16 protein-coding genes are annotated in these 17,573 nt (G+C 56.0%); 13 read left to right on the forward strand and 3 right to left on the reverse strand.

Annotated features, from left to right (window positions below; translation table 11 throughout):
• Position 1: 1 nt before the first annotated feature.
• The 12 genes from mutL (at position 2) to EDF82_RS23355 (ending at position 14,572) form a co-directional block, all read left to right on the forward strand.
• The gene (gene mutL / locus EDF82_RS23300; RefSeq protein ID WP_123757845.1) at positions 2-1,870 is read left to right on the forward strand and encodes a DNA mismatch repair endonuclease MutL; all 1,869 of its coding nucleotides are present in this window, start codon (positions 2-4) and stop codon (positions 1,868-1,870) included.
• Positions 1,863-2,813, forward strand: a complete 951-nt coding sequence (gene miaA, locus EDF82_RS23305; RefSeq protein ID WP_123757846.1) for a tRNA (adenosine(37)-N6)-dimethylallyltransferase MiaA — start codon at positions 1,863-1,865, stop codon at positions 2,811-2,813. Before mutL ends, miaA begins: the two co-directional genes overlap by 8 nt.
• A gap of 92 nt (positions 2,814-2,905) precedes the next feature.
• Positions 2,906-3,214, forward strand: a complete 309-nt coding sequence (hfq, locus tag EDF82_RS23310) for an RNA chaperone Hfq (protein ID WP_004857035.1) — start codon at positions 2,906-2,908, stop codon at positions 3,212-3,214.
• Positions 3,215-3,455: 241 nt separating this feature from the next.
• Positions 3,456-4,736 (forward strand): ribosome rescue GTPase HflX, encoded by a 1,281-nt coding sequence (gene hflX, locus EDF82_RS23315; RefSeq protein ID WP_123757847.1) that lies wholly within the window; start codon positions 3,456-3,458, stop codon positions 4,734-4,736.
• Positions 4,737-4,801: 65 nt separating this feature from the next.
• Positions 4,802-6,058 carry an FtsH protease activity modulator HflK gene (gene hflK, locus EDF82_RS23320; RefSeq protein WP_123757848.1) on the forward strand — a complete coding sequence of 419 codons (1,257 nt, stop codon included), beginning with the start codon at positions 4,802-4,804 and terminating at the stop codon, positions 6,056-6,058.
• 2 nt (positions 6,059-6,060) lie between these two features.
• Positions 6,061-7,065, forward strand: a complete 1,005-nt coding sequence (gene hflC / locus EDF82_RS23325; protein ID WP_123757849.1) for a protease modulator HflC — start codon at positions 6,061-6,063, stop codon at positions 7,063-7,065.
• A 203-nt stretch (positions 7,066-7,268) separates the two neighbouring features.
• The gene (locus EDF82_RS23330; protein WP_123757850.1) at positions 7,269-7,466 is read left to right on the forward strand and encodes a DUF2065 domain-containing protein; all 198 of its coding nucleotides are present in this window, start codon (positions 7,269-7,271) and stop codon (positions 7,464-7,466) included.
• Between the two features lie 102 nt (positions 7,467-7,568).
• Entirely contained in the window at positions 7,569-8,867 is a 1,299-nt protein-coding gene (locus EDF82_RS23335; RefSeq protein ID WP_123757851.1) for an adenylosuccinate synthase, read from the forward strand.
• A gap of 217 nt (positions 8,868-9,084) precedes the next feature.
• Complete coding sequence (gene nsrR / locus EDF82_RS23340; RefSeq protein ID WP_123757981.1) at positions 9,085-9,510, forward strand: nitric oxide-sensing transcriptional repressor NsrR; 426 nt, start codon at positions 9,085-9,087, stop codon at positions 9,508-9,510.
• Between the two features lie 38 nt (positions 9,511-9,548).
• The gene (gene rnr, locus EDF82_RS23345; RefSeq protein ID WP_123757852.1) at positions 9,549-11,993 is read left to right on the forward strand and encodes a ribonuclease R; all 2,445 of its coding nucleotides are present in this window, start codon (positions 9,549-9,551) and stop codon (positions 11,991-11,993) included.
• 78 nt (positions 11,994-12,071) lie between these two features.
• Positions 12,072-12,803, forward strand: coding sequence for a 23S rRNA (guanosine(2251)-2'-O)-methyltransferase RlmB (gene rlmB / locus EDF82_RS23350; RefSeq protein ID WP_123757853.1), 732 nt, complete (start codon positions 12,072-12,074; stop codon positions 12,801-12,803).
• A 131-nt stretch (positions 12,804-12,934) separates the two neighbouring features.
• Complete coding sequence (locus EDF82_RS23355) at positions 12,935-14,572, forward strand: isovaleryl-CoA dehydrogenase (RefSeq protein ID WP_123757854.1); 1,638 nt, start codon at positions 12,935-12,937, stop codon at positions 14,570-14,572.
• Here EDF82_RS23355 and yjfN read toward each other — a convergent pair.
• A complete protein-coding gene (gene yjfN, locus EDF82_RS23360; protein ID WP_174509889.1) occupies positions 14,563-14,838 on the reverse strand; it encodes a DUF1471 family protease activator YjfN in 276 nt (91 codons plus the stop codon). The two genes, EDF82_RS23355 and yjfN, sit on opposite strands and share 10 nt — an antisense overlap.
• A gap of 137 nt (positions 14,839-14,975) precedes the next feature.
• Complete coding sequence (gene bsmA / locus EDF82_RS23365; RefSeq protein WP_222618205.1) at positions 14,976-15,284, reverse strand: biofilm peroxide resistance protein BsmA; 309 nt, start codon at positions 15,282-15,284, stop codon at positions 14,976-14,978.
• Positions 15,285-15,493: 209 nt separating this feature from the next.
• On the opposite strand from bsmA, the gene yjfP reads away from it, so the two are divergent.
• On the forward strand, positions 15,494-16,201 hold the full coding sequence (yjfP, locus tag EDF82_RS23370) for an esterase (RefSeq protein ID WP_123757857.1): 708 nt from the start codon (positions 15,494-15,496) through the stop codon (positions 16,199-16,201).
• Positions 16,202-16,266: 65 nt separating this feature from the next.
• Here the strand turns inward: yjfP and EDF82_RS23375 are convergent, their stop codons facing one another.
• Entirely contained in the window at positions 16,267-17,460 is a 1,194-nt protein-coding gene (locus tag EDF82_RS23375) for an MFS transporter (RefSeq protein ID WP_123757858.1), read from the reverse strand.
• Positions 17,461-17,573 lie beyond the last annotated feature (113 nt).

Genomic DNA, 17,573 nt, shown 5'->3' on the forward strand with positions numbered 1-17,573 from the left:
CATGCCGATTCAGGTTCTACCGCCGCAGCTCGCCAACCAGATTGCCGCAGGTGAGGTGGTGGAACGTCCGGCGTCGGTGGTGAAGGAGCTGGTAGAAAACAGTCTCGATGCTGGCGCCACGCGGATTGATATTGATATCGAACGCGGCGGCGCAAAACTTATCCGCATTCGTGATAACGGCTGCGGTATCAAAAAGGATGAGCTGGCGTTGGCGCTGGCTCGCCACGCCACCAGTAAAATCACCACCCTCGACGATCTGGAAGCCATTATCAGCCTCGGTTTTCGCGGCGAAGCGCTGGCCAGTATCAGCTCGGTTGCCCGGCTGACGCTCACCTCTCGCACCGCGGAGCAGCAGGAAGCGTGGCAGGCATATGCTGAAGGTCGCGATCAGGAGGTGACGGTCAAACCGGCGGCACACCCGGTTGGCACCACTCTCGAAGTGCTGGATCTGTTCTATAACACCCCGGCGCGACGCAAGTTTATGCGTACCGAAAAGACCGAATTTGGCCATATCGATGAGATCGTCAGACGCATCGCACTGGCGCGCTTCGACGTCACGATTAATCTCAGCCACAACGGCAAAGCGGTGCGTCAGTATCGTGCTGTGCCAGAAGGTGGGCAACGCGAGCGGCGGCTAGGTGCGATCTGCGGTATGCCGTTTCTGGAACATGCCCTGGCGATTGAGTGGCAGCATGGCGACCTGACGCTGCGCGGCTGGGTGGCGGATCCGCTGCATACCAACCCGGCACTGGCGGAAATTCAGTACTGCTATGTGAATGGCCGCATGATGCGCGATCGGTTAATTAATCACGCGATTCGTCAGGCCTGCGAAGATAAGCTCGGGGCGGATCAGCAACCGGCGTTTGTCCTCTATCTTGAGATCGATCCGCACCAGGTGGATGTCAACGTCCATCCGGCGAAGCATGAAGTCCGTTTCCATCAGTCGCGCCTGGTGCATGATTTTATCTACCAGGGCGTATTGAGCGTGCTCCAGCAGCAGCTTCAGGCGCCGCTGGTGAAGGACGATGACGAGATGGCGCCGTCGCGGCCGCAGATTCCGGAAAACCGGGTGGCAGCGGGAGGTAACCATTTCGCGCAACCCGCGCTGGCGCGTGAGCCTGCCGCGCCTCGTTATTCCAGCGATACGCCACGCACTCCCACCAATCCTGCAGCCGCAGGGGCGGCCAGCTGGCCGCATGCGCAGCCGGGCTACCAGAAACAGCAGGGCGCGCTCTATCGCCAACTGTTGGATACTCCCGCGGCAGAGCGTAAAAACGTTGTGCCGACGCCGGCGGCGGAAGGGTTATCCGGCCATAGCCAGAGCTTTGGCCGCGTGCTGACTATTGTCGGCGGCGATTGCACGCTGCTGGAGCGCGACGGCAAGCTGGCGCTGCTGTCGTTGCCGGTCGCGGAGCGCTGGTTACGGCAGGCACAGTTGACGCCGCAGGTCGAGCCGGTTTGCGCGCAGCCTCTGTTGATCCCGCTGCGTCTGAAGGCTTCCGCGGCGGAAAAAGAGGCGCTGGGTAAAGCCCAATCGGCCCTGGCAGTACTGGGTATCGATGTGCAACCGGACGCGCAACATTTAACGGTGCGCGCCGTGCCTTTACCCTTAAGACAACAAAATTTACAAATCTTGATTCCTGAACTGATAGGCTACCTGGCGCAGCAAAAGGCATTCGACGTCGGCAACATCGCGCAGTGGATTGCGCGTAATCTGGCAAGCGAGCATGCGCAGTGGAATATGGCGCAGGCGATTACCGTTCTGGCAGACGTTGAACGTTTGTGCCCGCAACTGGTAAAAGCGCCGCCGGGTGGTCTGTTACAACCTGTTGATTTACATTCGGCGATGAATGCCCTGAAAGATGAGTGATGTCACTACGGCGAGCCTGCCTAAGGCAATATTTTTAATGGGCCCAACGGCCTCCGGTAAAACCGCATTAGCGATTGCGTTGCGTAAAATTTTACCGATAGAGTTGATTAGTGTTGATTCCGCCCTTATCTATCGAGGAATGGATATCGGTACTGCCAAGCCGGATGCCGCGGAGCAGAGTGCCGCGCCGCATCGGTTGCTGGATATTCGCGATCCAGCAGAGGCTTATTCCGCGGCTGATTTTCGCCGCGATGCGCTGGCAGAAATGGCGGATATCGTCGCTGCCGGGCGCATTCCGCTACTGGTTGGCGGAACCATGTTGTATTTCAAAGCGTTGTTGGAAGGTTTATCGCCGCTACCGTCGGCGGACCCTCAGGTCAGGGCCAACATTGAGCAGCAGGCAGCAGAGCAGGGGTGGCACGCATTGCACCGGCAGCTACAGGAGATCGATCCCGTTGCCGCCGCGCGTATTCATCCAAATGATCCGCAAAGACTTTCCCGAGCACTGGAAGTTTTTTTCATTTCGGGTAAAACTTTAACGGAACTGACGCAAACGTCAGGAGACGCTCTGCCTTACCAGGTGCATCAGTTCGCCATCGCCCCGGCGAGCCGTGAACTGCTCCATCAGCGCATTGAACAGCGTTTTCATCAGATGTTGGCTTCGGGTTTTGAAGCAGAAGTACGGGCGCTTTTTGCCCGCGGAGATTTGCATACGGACATGCCTTCCATTCGTTGTGTTGGATACCGCCAGATGTGGTCATACCTTGAAGGCGAGATCTCGTATGATGAAATGGTTTATCGAGGTGTTTGCGCGACGAGACAGTTAGCTAAACGTCAGATCACCTGGTTGCGTGGCTGGGAAGATATTCACTGGTTAGATAGTGAACACCCTGAACAGGCGCTCTACAAAGTATTACAGGTAGTTGGTGCGAGCCAGGACTGAACGTGTACAATTAAACGGTATCGTGCGTAATTTTTTTTAAGAATCGTAAGGTTCTGAGTACAAAACAAGCATACATATAAGGAAAAGAGAGAATGGCTAAGGGGCAATCTTTACAAGATCCGTTCCTGAACGCTTTGCGTCGGGAACGTGTTCCGGTTTCTATTTATTTGGTGAATGGTATTAAGCTGCAAGGGCAAATTGAGTCTTTCGATCAGTTCGTGATCCTGTTGAAAAACACGGTCAGCCAGATGGTCTACAAGCACGCAATTTCTACTGTTGTCCCGTCTCGCCCGGTGTCTCACCACAGCAATAATGCTGGCGGCGGTACAAGCAACTATCACCATGGTGGTAGCGCGCAGGGTTCTTCTGCGCCGCAGCAAGACAGCGAAGATACCGAGTAAGGTTTCGCTGTTTTTCCATGCCGGGGAGCCAGGTTTTACCGATGCATTTCAGGTTTCAGGTAAGCGGCATGTCGTGACTCCCCAGTCATTTACGTCAGTGAATGACTGGGTACAACACATTTGTCAGACGCATATTGAAAGCGGTGTTTGGTGACCCGTATGGGTCAGAGCACCAACGCATGCGACCTGAAAGACGACGGGTAACTGGGTTCTCCGCTGGTATTTGATAAGGGGTTTATGCTTGTTTGACCGTTATGATGCCGGTGAGCAGGCGGTGCTGGTACACATCTATTTTTCGCAAGACAAAGATATGGAAGACCTTCAGGAGTTTGAATCCCTGGTCTCCTCTGCCGGTGTCGAAGCAATGCAGGTGATTACCGGTAGCCGTAAAGCACCGCACCCAAAATATTTTGTTGGTGAAGGTAAGGCTGTCGAAATTGCGGAAGCCGTAAAAGCGACCGGCGCGTCAGTCGTGCTGTTCGATCATGCTCTGAGCCCGGCTCAGGAACGAAACCTGGAACGTTTATGCGAATGCCGGGTTATCGATCGCACAGGTCTTATTTTAGATATTTTTGCCCAGCGCGCACGTACCCATGAAGGGAAACTGCAGGTTGAGCTGGCACAGCTACGCCATATGGCCACGCGCCTGGTTCGTGGCTGGACCCACCTTGAAAGACAAAAAGGCGGGATTGGTTTGCGCGGCCCGGGTGAAACCCAGCTCGAAACTGACCGTCGACTGCTGCGTAACCGGATCATGCAGATCCTGGGGCGGCTGGAAAAGGTGTCAAAACAGCGTGAACAAGGACGGCGGTCTCGAGCCAAAGCCGATATTCCAACCGTCTCGCTGGTGGGTTACACCAACGCCGGAAAATCAACGCTGTTCAATCAGATAACCGAAGCCGAGGTTTATGCTGCGAACCAGCTGTTCGCAACGCTGGATCCAACGCTTCGTCGCATTGATGTCGCCGATGTTGGCGAGACCGTGCTGGCGGATACCGTCGGCTTTATTCGCCATCTGCCGCACGATCTGGTTGCCGCGTTTAAAGCCACCCTGCAGGAGACGCGTCAGGCGACCCTGCTGCTGCATGTGATTGATGCAGCCGATGTCCGCGTGCAGGAAAACATTGATGCAGTTAATACGGTACTCGCTGAAATCGAGGCCGATGAAATTCCGATGCTGCTGGTAATGAACAAAATCGACATGCTGGATGATTTTGAACCACGTATCGATCGGGATGAAGAGAATAAACCGATTCGGGTCTGGCTCTCCGCCCAGACCGGAGTTGGCGTACCACTGCTTTTTCAGGCTTTGACGGAACGACTTTCCGGTGAAGTGGCACAGCACACGCTGCGTCTACCGCCACAGGAAGGGCGACTGAGAAGTCGGTTCTATCAGCTTCAGGCGATAGAAAAAGAGTGGATGGAGGATGACGGCAGCGTGAGTCTGCAGGTGCGCATGCCGATCGTTGACTGGCGTCGCCTCTGTAAACAAGAGCCAGCGCTGGTTGATTACGTGATTTGACCTTGCAGCTTGCCTGAAGATATTAACCCCTGTGGGGATATCAAAAACAAATATGGAGCATATACATGGCGTGGAATCAGCCCGGTAATAACGGACAGGACCGCGACCCGTGGGGGAGCAGCAATAACCAAGGCGGCAACTCCGGGGGAAATGGCAATAAAGGTGGTCGCGAGCAGGGGCCGCCCGATCTGGATGATATCTTCCGCAAGTTAAGTAAAAAACTTGGCGGTCTCGGTGGCGGTAAAGGTGGCCAGGGGGGCGGTAGCAGCTCTCAAGGACCACGCGGCCCGATGGGCGGACGCATTGTCGGCATCGTTGCCGCCGCTGCGGTAATTATCTGGGCAGCCAGCGGTTTCTATACCATCAAGGAAGCGGAACGTGGTGTGGTAACACGCTTTGGTAAATTCAGTCATCTGGTTGAGCCTGGTCTTAACTGGAAGCCGACCTTTATCGATAACGTGCAGGCCGTTAACGTTGAATCAGTACGTGAACTGGCGGCTTCTGGCGTCATGCTGACGTCCGATGAAAACGTCGTACGCGTTGAGATGAACGTGCAGTATCGCGTGACCGATCCTGAGCGCTACCTGTTTAGCGTAGCCAGCGCAGACGACAGCCTGCGTCAGGCGACCGACAGCGCCCTGCGTGGCGTTATTGGTAAGTACACGATGGACCGCATTCTGACCGAAGGTCGTACCGTTATTCGTAGCGATACCCAGCGTGAGCTGGAAGAGACGATTCGTCCGTACAACATGGGTATCACTCTGCTGGACGTCAACTTCCAGACGGCTCGTCCGCCGGAAGAGGTGAAAGCCGCATTTGATGATGCGATTGCCGCTCGTGAGAACGAACAGCAGTACATCCGTGAAGCTGAAGCGTATACCAACGAAGTGCAGCCGCGAGCCAATGGTCAGGCGCAGCGTATCCTTGAAGAGGCGCGTGCGTACAAGACTCAGACCGTACTCGAAGCGCAGGGTGAAGTTGCTCGCTTTGCGAAAATCCTGCCAGAGTATAAAGCTGCGCCGGAAATTACCCGTGAACGTCTGTATATCGAAAGCATGGAAAAAGTGCTGAGCCACACCCGCAAAGTGCTGGTTAACGATAAAGGCGGCAATCTGATGGTTCTGCCTCTGGACCAGATGCTGAAAGGCGCTGGCACCCCAGCGGCAAAGAACAGTAGCAGTGGTGCCAGCGATCTGCTGCGCCTGCCGCCTGCGTCAAGCTCAAGCAGCGCCAGCACGACGTCGACCACTACGGACGGCAATATCATGGACCAACGCCGCGCTAACGCGCAGCGTAACGACTACCAGCGTCAGGGGGAATAACGATGCGTAAACCTGTTATTGCGATAGTGGTTATCGTGCTGGTAGTGCTTTACATGTCTGTCTTTGTTGTCAAAGAAGGCGAGCGTGGTATTACGCTGCGCTTTGGTAAAGTCCTGCGCGATAGCGAAAATAAACCGCTGGTCTATGCGCCGGGTCTGCACTTCAAGATCCCGTTCATTGAATCAGTGAAAACGCTGGATGCGCGTATTCAGACCATGGACAACCAGGCCGATCGCTTTGTGACTAAAGAGAAGAAAGACCTGATCGTTGACTCCTACATTAAATGGCGTATCAGCGACTTCAGCCGCTACTACCTGGCAACCGGCGGCGGCGACGTCTCCCAGGCCGAGGTACTGCTGAAGCGTAAGTTCTCTGACCGTCTGCGTTCTGAAATTGGTCGCCTGGACGTGAAAGATATCGTGACCGACTCCCGTGGTCGTCTGACCCTGGAAGTACGCGATGCCCTGAACTCCGGTTCTGCAGGGACTGAAGATGAAGTCAGCACCCCGGCTGCCGACGATGCTATCGCCAAAGCGGCGGAGCGCGTGGCGACAGAAACCAACGGTAAAGTCCCGGTGATTAACCCGAACAGTATGGCGGCACTGGGTATTGAAGTCGTTGACGTGCGTATCAAGCAGATCAACCTGCCGGCGGAAGTGTCTGAAGCGATTTACAACCGTATGCGCGCCGAGCGTGAAGCGGTTGCTCGTCGTCACCGTTCACAAGGCCAGGAAGAGGCTGAGAAGCTGCGTGCTACCGCGGACTATGAAGTCACCAAGACACTGGCTGAAGCGGAGCGTCAGGGCCGTATCATGCGTGGTGAAGGTGATGCAGATGCCGCTAAGCTGTTTGCTGATGCATTCAGCCAGGATCCAGGCTTCTATGCCTTTATCCGTAGCCTGCGTGCCTATGAGAACAGCTTCCAGAGCAATCAGGATGTGATGGTGCTCAGCCCGGACAGCGATTTCTTCCGTTATATGAAATCACCTGCGGCGACTACTCGCTGATTTGTGGATGATATGATGAAAAGGCGCCTTTACAGGCGCCTTTTTTTATAGGCAAATCTAATAAACAGCCGCAGCACAATCGGTTATGGTCTTTTGTGCGCGAAAGCAGTACATAATCAAGGCGAAATGCCGGACAATGCGGCAAAAGTCCAATTTACACGTTGCTCTGCCGCAGCGGTCAGCTTTCTCTCTAAGGGTCAATAATGAATTCAACAATCTGGCTGGCACTGGCGCTGGTTTTAGTTCTGGAAGGGCTCGGGCCACTGCTTTATCCACGTGCCTGGCGGCGAATGATTGCGACAATGACCCAGCTTCCGGATAATTTATTACGCCGTTTTGGCGGTGGTCTTGTGGTCGCTGGGTTCGTCATCTACTACATGTTGACGAAATCGTTAAGCTGATCAAAAAGTGGTCAGACTTGCCTGATATTGGCTGCAAAAAGTGCTGTAACTCTGAAAAAGCGATGGTAGAATCCATTTTTAAGCAAACGGTGATTTTGAAAAATGGGTAACAACGTCGTCGTACTGGGCACCCAATGGGGTGACGAAGGTAAAGGGAAGATCGTCGATCTCCTGACTGAACGGGCTAAATATGTCGTGCGCTACCAGGGTGGTCACAACGCTGGCCATACTCTCGTAATCAACGGTGAAAAAACCGTCCTCCATCTTATTCCATCAGGTATTCTCCGCGAAAACGTTACCAGCATTATCGGTAATGGCGTTGTGCTGTCTCCAGCTGCGCTGATGAAAGAGATGAAAGGTCTGGAAGACCGTGGTATCCCTGTTCGTGAGCGTCTGCTGCTGTCTGAAGCCTGCCCGCTTATCCTCGATTATCACGTAGCACTTGATGTGGCTCGTGAGAAAGCACGTGGCGCGAAAGCTATCGGTACTACCGGTCGCGGTATCGGCCCTGCGTACGAAGATAAAGTCGCTCGTCGCGGTCTGCGCGTGGGCGATCTGTTTGATAAAGCCACCTTTGCTGACAAGCTGAAAGAAGTGATGGAATATCACAACTTCCAGCTGGTGAATTTCTACAAAGCAGAAGCGGTTGACTATCAGAAAGTGCTGGATGATGTGATGGCGATTGCCGACATCCTGACGGCGATGGTTGTTGATGTGTCCGATCTGTTGGACCAGGCGCGCAAGCGTGGCGACTTCGTGATGTTCGAAGGCGCGCAGGGTACTCTGCTGGATATCGACCACGGTACCTATCCGTACGTGACCTCGTCCAACACCACTGCTGGTGGCGTGGCGACAGGTTCCGGTCTGGGTCCGCGTTATGTCGATTACGTTCTGGGGATCATCAAAGCCTACTCCACTCGCGTTGGTGCAGGTCCGTTCCCGACAGAGCTGTTCGATGAAACCGGCGAGTTCCTGTGCAAGCAGGGTAACGAGTTCGGCGCCACCACTGGCCGTCGTCGTCGTACCGGCTGGCTGGATATCGTGGCGATCCGTCGCGCGGTGCAGATCAACTCCCTGTCTGGCTTCTGCCTGACCAAGCTGGACGTGCTGGACGGCCTGAAAGAAGTGAAAATCTGCGTCGGTTACCGTATGCCAGATGGCCGCGAAGTGACTACCACGCCGCTGGCTGCTGATAACTGGGAAGGCATTGAGCCGATCTATGAAATCATGCCGGGCTGGTCTGAAACCACCTTCGGTGTGAAAGCACGTAGCGGCCTGCCGCAGACAGCGCTGAACTATATCGCTCGCATTGAAGAGCTGACCGGTGTACCGGTTGATATCATCTCTACCGGTCCTGACCGTTCTGAGACGATGATTCTGCGCGACCCGTTCGACGCATAATCAATAACCTGGGGCGCCGTTCAGGCGCCCTTGTTTTTGCTGTTCACCCGCCCCATTTCAAATAAATTAGCGGCCTGAGCGCTGGCTGGTTTATCATCAATACAGTATCAATATCGTTTTTACCCGAGGATCAATGCTCTAAAGCATTCAGGATGCGCCCGTTCGCGCAGCAACTGAAGCCAGAGTGCTGACCGTTCCCCCTTACCCTGAGGTTGATGTGCAGTTAACGAGTTTTACGGATTACGGATTACGTGCGCTGATCTACATGGCGTCGTTGCCGGATGGAAGAATGACGAGTATCTCCGAAGTGACGGAGGTTTACGGCGTTTCCCGTAATCATATGGTTAAAATAATCAATCAGTTAAGCCGTGCTGGTTACGTTATGGCCGTGCGGGGGAAAAACGGGGGGATTCGCCTGGGTAAACCAGCGCAAGCTATTCGTGTTGGTGATGTTGTCCGCGATCTGGAGCCGTTATCGCTGGTCAATTGCAGCAGCGAATTTTGCCACATTACTCCCGCCTGCCGCCTGAAAAAGGCGCTTGCTGAAGCTGCGCAAAGTTTTCTTAAGGAACTAGATAACTACACGCTGGCTGATTTGGTTGAAGAAAATCAACCGCTTTATAAATTATTACTGGTGGAGTGACGTAAACTCACATCAGAGATGACAACGGAGGAACCGACATGTCACAAGATCCTTTCCAGGACCGCGAAGCTGAAAAGTATGCGAATCCAATCCCAAGCCGGGAATTTATCCTCGATCATTTAACAAAACGTGAAAAACCGGCCAGCCGCGAAGAGCTGGCGATAGAACTGAATATCGAAGGAGAAGAGCAGCTCGAAGGGCTGCGTCGTCGTTTGCGCGCGATGGAGCGTGACGGACAACTGGTCTTTACCCGTCGCCAGTGCTACGCGCTGCCGGAACGTCTGGACCTGCTTAAAGGCACCGTTATCGGCCACCGCGATGGCTACGGCTTCCTGCGCGTCGAAGGACGCAAAGACGACCTTTATCTCTCTTCCGAGCAGATGAAAATGTGTATTCATGGCGATCAGATCCTGGCGCAGCCGCTGGGTGCCGATCGTAAAGGCCGTCGCGAAGCGCGCGTGGTGCGTATTCTGGTGCCGAAAACCAGCCAGATTGTCGGCCGTTACTTCACTGACGCCGGCGTCGGTTTCGTCGTGCCCGACGACAGCCGTCTGAGCTTTGATATCTTAATTCCGCCGGAAGAGGTCATGGGCGCGCGGATGGGCTTTGTGGTGGTGGTTGAACTGACCCAACGCCCAACCCGTCGTACCAAAGCCATCGGCAAAATCGTTGAAGTGCTGGGCGACAACATGGGCACCGGCATGGCGGTCGATATGGCGCTGCGCACCCACGAAATCCCTTATACCTGGCCACCGGCGGTGGAAAAACAGGTCTCGGTGCTGAAAGAACAGGTACCGGAAGAGGCCAAAGTGGGCCGCGTAGACTTACGTGACCTGCCGCTGGTCACGATCGATGGCGAAGATGCCCGCGATTTCGATGATGCGGTCTACTGTGAGAAAAAACGCGGTGGCGGCTGGCGCCTGTGGGTTGCGATTGCTGATGTCAGCTACTATGTCCGCCCCGGCACGCCGCTGGATGCGGAAGCGCGTAGCCGCGGAACGTCGGTCTACTTCCCGTCTCAGGTTGTCCCGATGCTGCCGGAAGTGCTTTCCAACGGCCTGTGCTCCCTGAACCCGCAGGTCGATCGCCTGTGCATGGTGTGTGAGATGACCATCTCCTCCAAAGGGCGCCTGACCGGATATAAATTCTATGAAGCGGTGATGAGTTCACACGCGCGCCTGACCTATACCAAAGTGTGGCATATGCTGCAGGGCGATCAGGAACTGCGTGAGCACTATGCGCCGCTGGTGAAGCATATTGAAGAACTTCACACTCTCTATAAAGTGCTGGATAGCGCCCGTGAAGAACGCGGTGGGATCTCATTTGAGAGTGAAGAAGCGAAGTTCATCTTCAACGCTGAACGTCGTATCGAACGCATTGAGCAGACGCAGCGTAACGATGCGCACAAGCTGATTGAAGAGTGCATGATTCTGGCGAACATCTCCGCCGCGCGTTTCGTTGAGAAGGCGCTGGAGCCCGCGCTGTTCCGTATTCACGATAAGCCGAGCACCGAAGCGATCACCGCGTTCCGCTCCGTGCTGGCGGAACTGGGCCTGGAGCTACCTGGCGGGAATAAGCCAGAGCCGCGAGACTATGCTGAGCTGCTGATTTCGATTGCTGACCGTCCGGATCATGAAATGCTGCAGACGATGCTGCTGCGCTCCATGAAGCAGGCGGTGTACGATCCGGAAAACCGTGGTCACTTTGGCCTGGCGCTGCAGTCCTATGCCCATTTCACTTCACCGATTCGTCGTTACCCGGATCTGTCGCTGCACCGGGCGATCAAGTATCTGTTGGCGAAAGAGCAGGGTCATAAAGGCAACAGCACCGAAACCGGCGGCTGGCACTACAGCATGGACGAAATGCTGCAGCTGGGCGCGCACTGCTCGATGACCGAGCGCCGTGCCGATGAGGCCACCCGTGAAGTGTCTGACTGGCTGAAATGTGATTTCATGCTGGATCAGGTGGGCAACGTCTTCAAAGGCGTGATTGCCAGCGTCACCGGCTTTGGTTTCTTCGTGCGTCTTGATGAACTGTTTATCGATGGCCTGGTTCATGTTTCATCCCTCGATAATGACTACTATCGTTTCGATCAGGTCGGGCAACGCCTGATAGGTGAATCCGGTGGCCAGACTTACCGTCTGGGCGACCGCGTGGAAGTCCGCGTGGAAGCGGTCAATATGGACGAGCGTAAGATCGACTTCTCGCTGATCTCCAGCGAACGCGGTCCGCGCAACGTCGGTAAGACCGCGCGGGAGAAAACCAAAAAGGCGAACACCGCAGGTAAACCTTCTGGCCGTCGTCGCCAGGCGGGCAAGCAGGTGAACTTCGAGCCAGACAGCGCTTTCCGTGGTGATAAGGGTAAACCGAAGCCGGCGAAAGCGAAGAAAGACAAGAGCGCTAAAAAGCCGTCAGCCAAGACGCAGAAAATCGCGGCGGCGACCAAGGCGAAGCGTGCGGCGAAGAAAAAAGTCGCTGAATAAGCATCGATCAATGTTGCAGACCGGGGCGCCCGGTCTGCAAAGCCGAAACGGCAATACCAACACGTAACGAGTACATCAATGAGTGAAATGATTTACGGCATCCACGCGGTGCAGGCCCTGCTTGAACGCGCTCCAGAGCGTTTTCAGGAAGTTTATATTCTGAAAGGCCGTGAAGATAAACGTCTGCTGCCGTTGATTCACGCCCTGGAAGCGCAGGGTGTGGTGATTCAGGTCGCTAACCGTCAGTTCCTTGACGAGAAAAGCGAAGGGGCAGTACATCAGGGGATCATCGCCCGCGTGAAACCGGGACGGCAGTACCAGGAGAACGATCTGCCTGACCTGCTGGCCTCCCTCGATCAGCCGTTCCTGCTGATTCTGGATGGCGTCACCGACCCGCACAACCTGGGCGCCTGCCTGCGTAGCGCGGATGCCGCCGGCGTTCATGCGGTGATTGTGCCGAGAGACCGCTCTGCACAGCTCAACGCGACGGCGAAAAAAGTTGCCTGTGGCGCGGCAGAGAATGTCCCGCTTATCCGCGTGACAAACCTGGCACGCACCATGCGTTTGCTGCAGGAAGAGAACGTCTGGATCGTCGGGACCGCCGGTGAAGCTGACCACACGCTGTTCCAGAGCAAAATGACCGGCCCGATGGCGCTGGTGATGGGCGCAGAAGGCGAAGGCATGCGTCGTCTGACCCGCGAACATTGCGATGAGCTGATCAGCATCCCGATGGCCGGCAGCGTTTCTTCCCTGAACGTCTCGGTGGCGACCGGTATTTGCCTGTTTGAAGCGGTGCGCCAGCGTAGCTAAACACCTTGTTTCGCTAAGCGCAAAAATGCAAAACCATCCCTCGGGATGGTTTTTTTGTGACTGCTTTCGCGGGCGAGGTTGGTTCAGGGTGACCATACTTAATGGCAACGCCATTGAGGGAGGGAAACACCATGCACTGGCAGACGCACACCGTCTTTAACCAACCCACGCCGCTGTGCAATAGCAACCTGTTCCTGTCGGATACCGCCCTGCGTGAAGCGGTAGGGCGCGAAGGTGCGGGATGGGATAGCGATTTACTGGCCAGTATCGGCCAGCAGTTGGGGACCGCGGAATCGCTGGAGCTGGGGAGGCTGGCGAACAGCAATCCGCCGGAGCTGCTACGCTACGATGCCAGCGGCAACCGGCTGGATGATGTCCGTTTTCACCCTGCCTGGCACCTGTTGATGCAGGGGCTTTGCGCAAACCAGGTCCATAACCTCGCCTGGCAGGACGAGGCCCGCAGCGGGGCGTTTGTCGCGCGTGCCGCCCGCTTTTTGCTCCACGCTCAGGTGGAGGCAGGGACATTGTGCCCGATAACCATGACCTTCGCCGCCACACCGCTGTTGCAGCGCGCGGTGCCTGAACCGTTCAGCGACTGGCTGTCACCGCTGCTAAGCGACCGCTACGATCCGCACCTTGCCCCAGGCCAGCAGAAACGCGGGGTGTTAATTGGCATGGGAATGACGGAAAAGCAGGGGGGATCTGACGTTCTGATTAACACCACCCGGGCAGAAAAAACGGCGGAAGGTTTTTACCTTCTGACCGGACATAAGTGGTTTTTCTCGGTTCCGCAAAGCGATGCGCATCTGGTGCTGGCCCAGGCGCCGGAAGGTCTCTCCTGCTTTTTCGTGCCCCGCTTGCTTCCCGACGGGCAGCGTAATGCGCTGCACCTCGAACGGCTAAAAGATAAGCTGGGGAATCGCGCTAACGCCAGCAGCGAAGTGGAGCTGTTTGAGGCCCATGGCTGGCTGATTGGCGATGAAGGCGATGGTGTGCGGCAGATCCTGAAAATGGGCGGCCTGACCCGTTTCGATTGTGCGCTGGGTAGCCACGCCTTAATGCGCCGGGCGTACTCGGTCGCGCTGTACCATGCGCTGCAACGCCAGGCCTTCGGTAAATACCTGGTCGATCAGCCGATGATGCGCCAGGTGCTGGGTCAGATGGCGCTGCGTCTGGAAGGGCAAACCGCCTTTTTGTTCCGCCTGGCGCGGGCGTGGGATCGCCGTGATGATGTTAACGAGGTGCTGTGGGCCCGGTTGTGGACGCCGGCGGCGAAATTTGCCATCTGTAAAGCCGGGATGCCGTTTGTTGCGGAGGCGATGGAGGTGCTGGGCGGCATTGGCTACTGCGAAGAGAGTGAGCTACCGCGTCTGTATCGCGAGATGCCGGTCAACAGCATCTGGGAAGGCTCCGGTAATATTATGTGCCTGGATGTGATGCGGGTGTTGAGCAAGCATCCGGCGGCGCTGGAGCTGCTGGCGGCAGAGTGTGCCGAGGTGAAAGGGCAGAATCGTCACTTTGACCGTGCCTGGCGGCAGCTGCAGCAGCTGTTACGGCGGCCCGCTGAAGAGCAGGGCAGAGAGATTACCCGTCTGGTTTATATGCTCGGTGTCGGGGCGCAGATGCTGCGTTACGCCTCACCGCCGCTGGCGGAAGCCTGGTGTCGGATGATGCTCGACACGCGCGGCGGTATGCGTCTGGATGCGCCGACGCTGGACGATTTATTGCTACGTGCGATGGGACGTGGGCGCCAGGCGCCTCAGGCGTAGAGAATCGCCTGTACCCGCCAGTTATCCGGCTGCTGCTCTTCGTACATCTGTACGATGCGGTACCACGACGCGCCTTGCTCATCGGCCTTCACGGCGATGGCATGTTCAACGTCCTGCTGGCTGCCGGCAATGTTATTCACGGAAATCAGGCCAATTTCATTCAGGCCAGTGACGCAATCCGCACTGGCGAATTCCGCTGATTGTGCCGTGGTGTTGGCAGTTGCTGCGCTCAGCAGCAGACTGGGTAGGGTAAAAGATCGTTTCATCGTCAGCTCCATTTCACGTAGTCCTGAGGGCAGTCCGTTGCTAACGTTCTGCCAGGGTATGGCTGGCTGAACGTTATTATGCACAGGAGAACGTGAATGGATGCAAAGCAGTGTAAATCTGGGTTAAATTTTAACCGTTACTTACGGTATAAAATCGCCTGCGAATACCACTGGCCGGGAACCATGGTGTCATCAATCATAATGATGACGTAGTAATCCGCTTTCGCTGTCTCTGCTTTGACTTTTAGCGCAGCTTCTACATCCATCGGTGAGCCATACAGTAAGACGCTCACTGTTCCTATCTTCTGTAGACCCTGCGTCTGATTACGCTGGATCTCTTGCGGATGGTCGGTTGCGGGTGGCGGCGCTTCTGGCGTTCCCTGTAGGGCACTACAGCCAGTTAAGGCGAGAACCAGTAACCACGGTGTAAACCTACGCATAACCATATCTCGTTTCCTGATAGTCATAGTGTAGTGGTAGCCTGAATGTCATTTCCGGGGAATGTTCCCGAACTGTTATCTCGAACGCGAATTTCGAATGAAAATATCGTGAAAGCGTAATCTGGTTCTCAACATTATGAATCACCGTGAACCTGGTTTCCTGGTGAATATGTCGCTTCCGGGCATGTCACCCCTTGAGTGAAAGGAGATGGTCAATGATTGCTCTTGAAGTACGTCACCTCGCGGGGGGAGAAGTGCTGCACGCCTGCCCGCAGGATGCGCTGGATAAACCGTTGCCCTGCATCATATTTTATCATGGTTTTACCTCCTCGAAGTGGGTATATAGCTACTTCGCCGTGGCGCTGGCGGAGGCCGGTTTTCGGGTGATCATGCCCGATGCCGCGGAGCATGGTGCGCGTTACGATGGGGATGAAGGCGGGCGGATGCAGCGTTTCTGGCCGATTCTGCTGCACAGCTTTCGCGAGTTTCCTGCGCTGCGCGAAGCGGTTTTCGCACAAGGTTGGGTCGAGGGTGAACGGTTGGGTGTCGGTGGGGCGTCGATGGGCGGAATGGCGGCGCTGGGGATCATGACCCATCATCGGGAGCTGAAAAGCGTGGCCTGTCTGATGGGCTCCGGCTATTTTACCTCGCTCTCGCAGAGCCTGTTTCCGTCTCCGGAATTCGATGTTGAGCAGCTTGCAGAATGGGACGTTGACCACGATCTCAGCGCGGTGGCTGACAGACCGCTGCTGCTATGGCACGGTGAGGAGGACGATATTGTGCCCCCTGAAGGGACGTTCCGCCTGCAGCAGGCGCTACAGGACAGTGCGGATCTGACCTGCGTCTGGCAGCACGGCGTGGGCCACCGGATCACGCCGGAAGCGCTAACGGCAACGGTGGCGTTTTTCCAGCGTCATCTGTAAACGGCAATCACCTGAAAGCCGATCCTCAAAGTGCTTGAGGATCGCTTTCTGTCCTGGCGTCCGGCTTAGTTTTGCTGGTAAGCGGATGGCATACAGCGCATGCCAATCAGCGTCAGGACGCAGATTATCGCGCCGGCGTAAAACGTCGAGGCGGCGCCAAAAACTTCCCACAGCACCCCGGCTCCGGCGCTCGCCAGCAGCAGCGCGATGCCGCTCATCAGGTTGAACATCCCGAAGGCGGTGCCGCGCAACTCCGGCGGAGCAGTATGTGCCACCATCGCCGCCAGCAGACCCTGCGTCATCCCCATATGAATGCCCCACAGCGCGACGCCCGCAAGAAGCGTGCTCCAGTGGCCGCTGAGCGCCAGTACGATATCGGCGGCGATCAGCACCAGCAGGCCCCATTGCAGCATTTTGCTGTGGCTCATGCTGTCCGATAACTTACCGAATGGATAGGCGGTCAGGCTGTAAACCAGATTCATCGCGACCATCACCAACGGGATGGCGAACAACGGGATTTCCATCTGCTGGGCGCGCAGAACCAGAAAGGCTTCGCTGAAGCGGGCGAGGGTAAAGATTGAGCCGATCGCCACCACCCACCAGTAGGCGGCGGACAGCTTTTTTAGATTCTCGCGGCGCAGGGGATTCGTGCGTTTTTGGGCGACCGGCGTTTTTGGCTCTTTTAACCCAAAGCCCAGTAACGCGATAGAGAGCGCGGCGGGGATCACTGCGACCCAGAAAATAGACTGGAAATCGTTATCCCACAGGAACATCAGCGCGACGGCAAGCAGCGGCCCCAGAAACGCGCCAATGGTATCCAGCGCCTGACGCAGCCCGTAGGCGGCGCCGCGGATTTCCGGCGGCGTGACGTCGGCGACCAGCGCATCCCTTGGCGCTCCACGGATGCCTTTGCCGACACGGTCGATCATCCGGGCGCTAAACACCACGCCGGAGGTGGGAGCTATGGCGAAAAGCGGCTTGCTCAGCGCCCCCAGGCCGTAGCCGAGTAGCGCCAGCCCTTTGCGTTTGCCCACATAATCGCTGATGACGCCGGAAAAGACTTTTAGCATCAGCGCGGTGGCTTCAGCAACGCCTTCGATAATTCCGATAATAATGACGCTGGCCCCCAGGGTAGTGGCCATAAACAGCGGGAGCAGGCTGTGGATCATCTCTGATGACACATCCATCAGCAAGCTAACGCCACCAAGAACCCACACGCCTTTGGGGATACGACTTAGCGTGGCAAAACGCGAAACCATGAATGACTCCGGATAATCATGCGATTAAAAGGGGATTAAATCAGGTTACGGTGATGCTGATAAGTCATAAATAAAATAATTATCAATCGCATTAAGACTTCGCCCTTGTGGTC

The organism is Klebsiella sp. BIGb0399 (assembly GCF_003752615.1).
In the GTDB taxonomy this organism is placed as follows: Bacteria; Pseudomonadota; Gammaproteobacteria; order Enterobacterales; family Enterobacteriaceae; genus Klebsiella; species Klebsiella lignicola.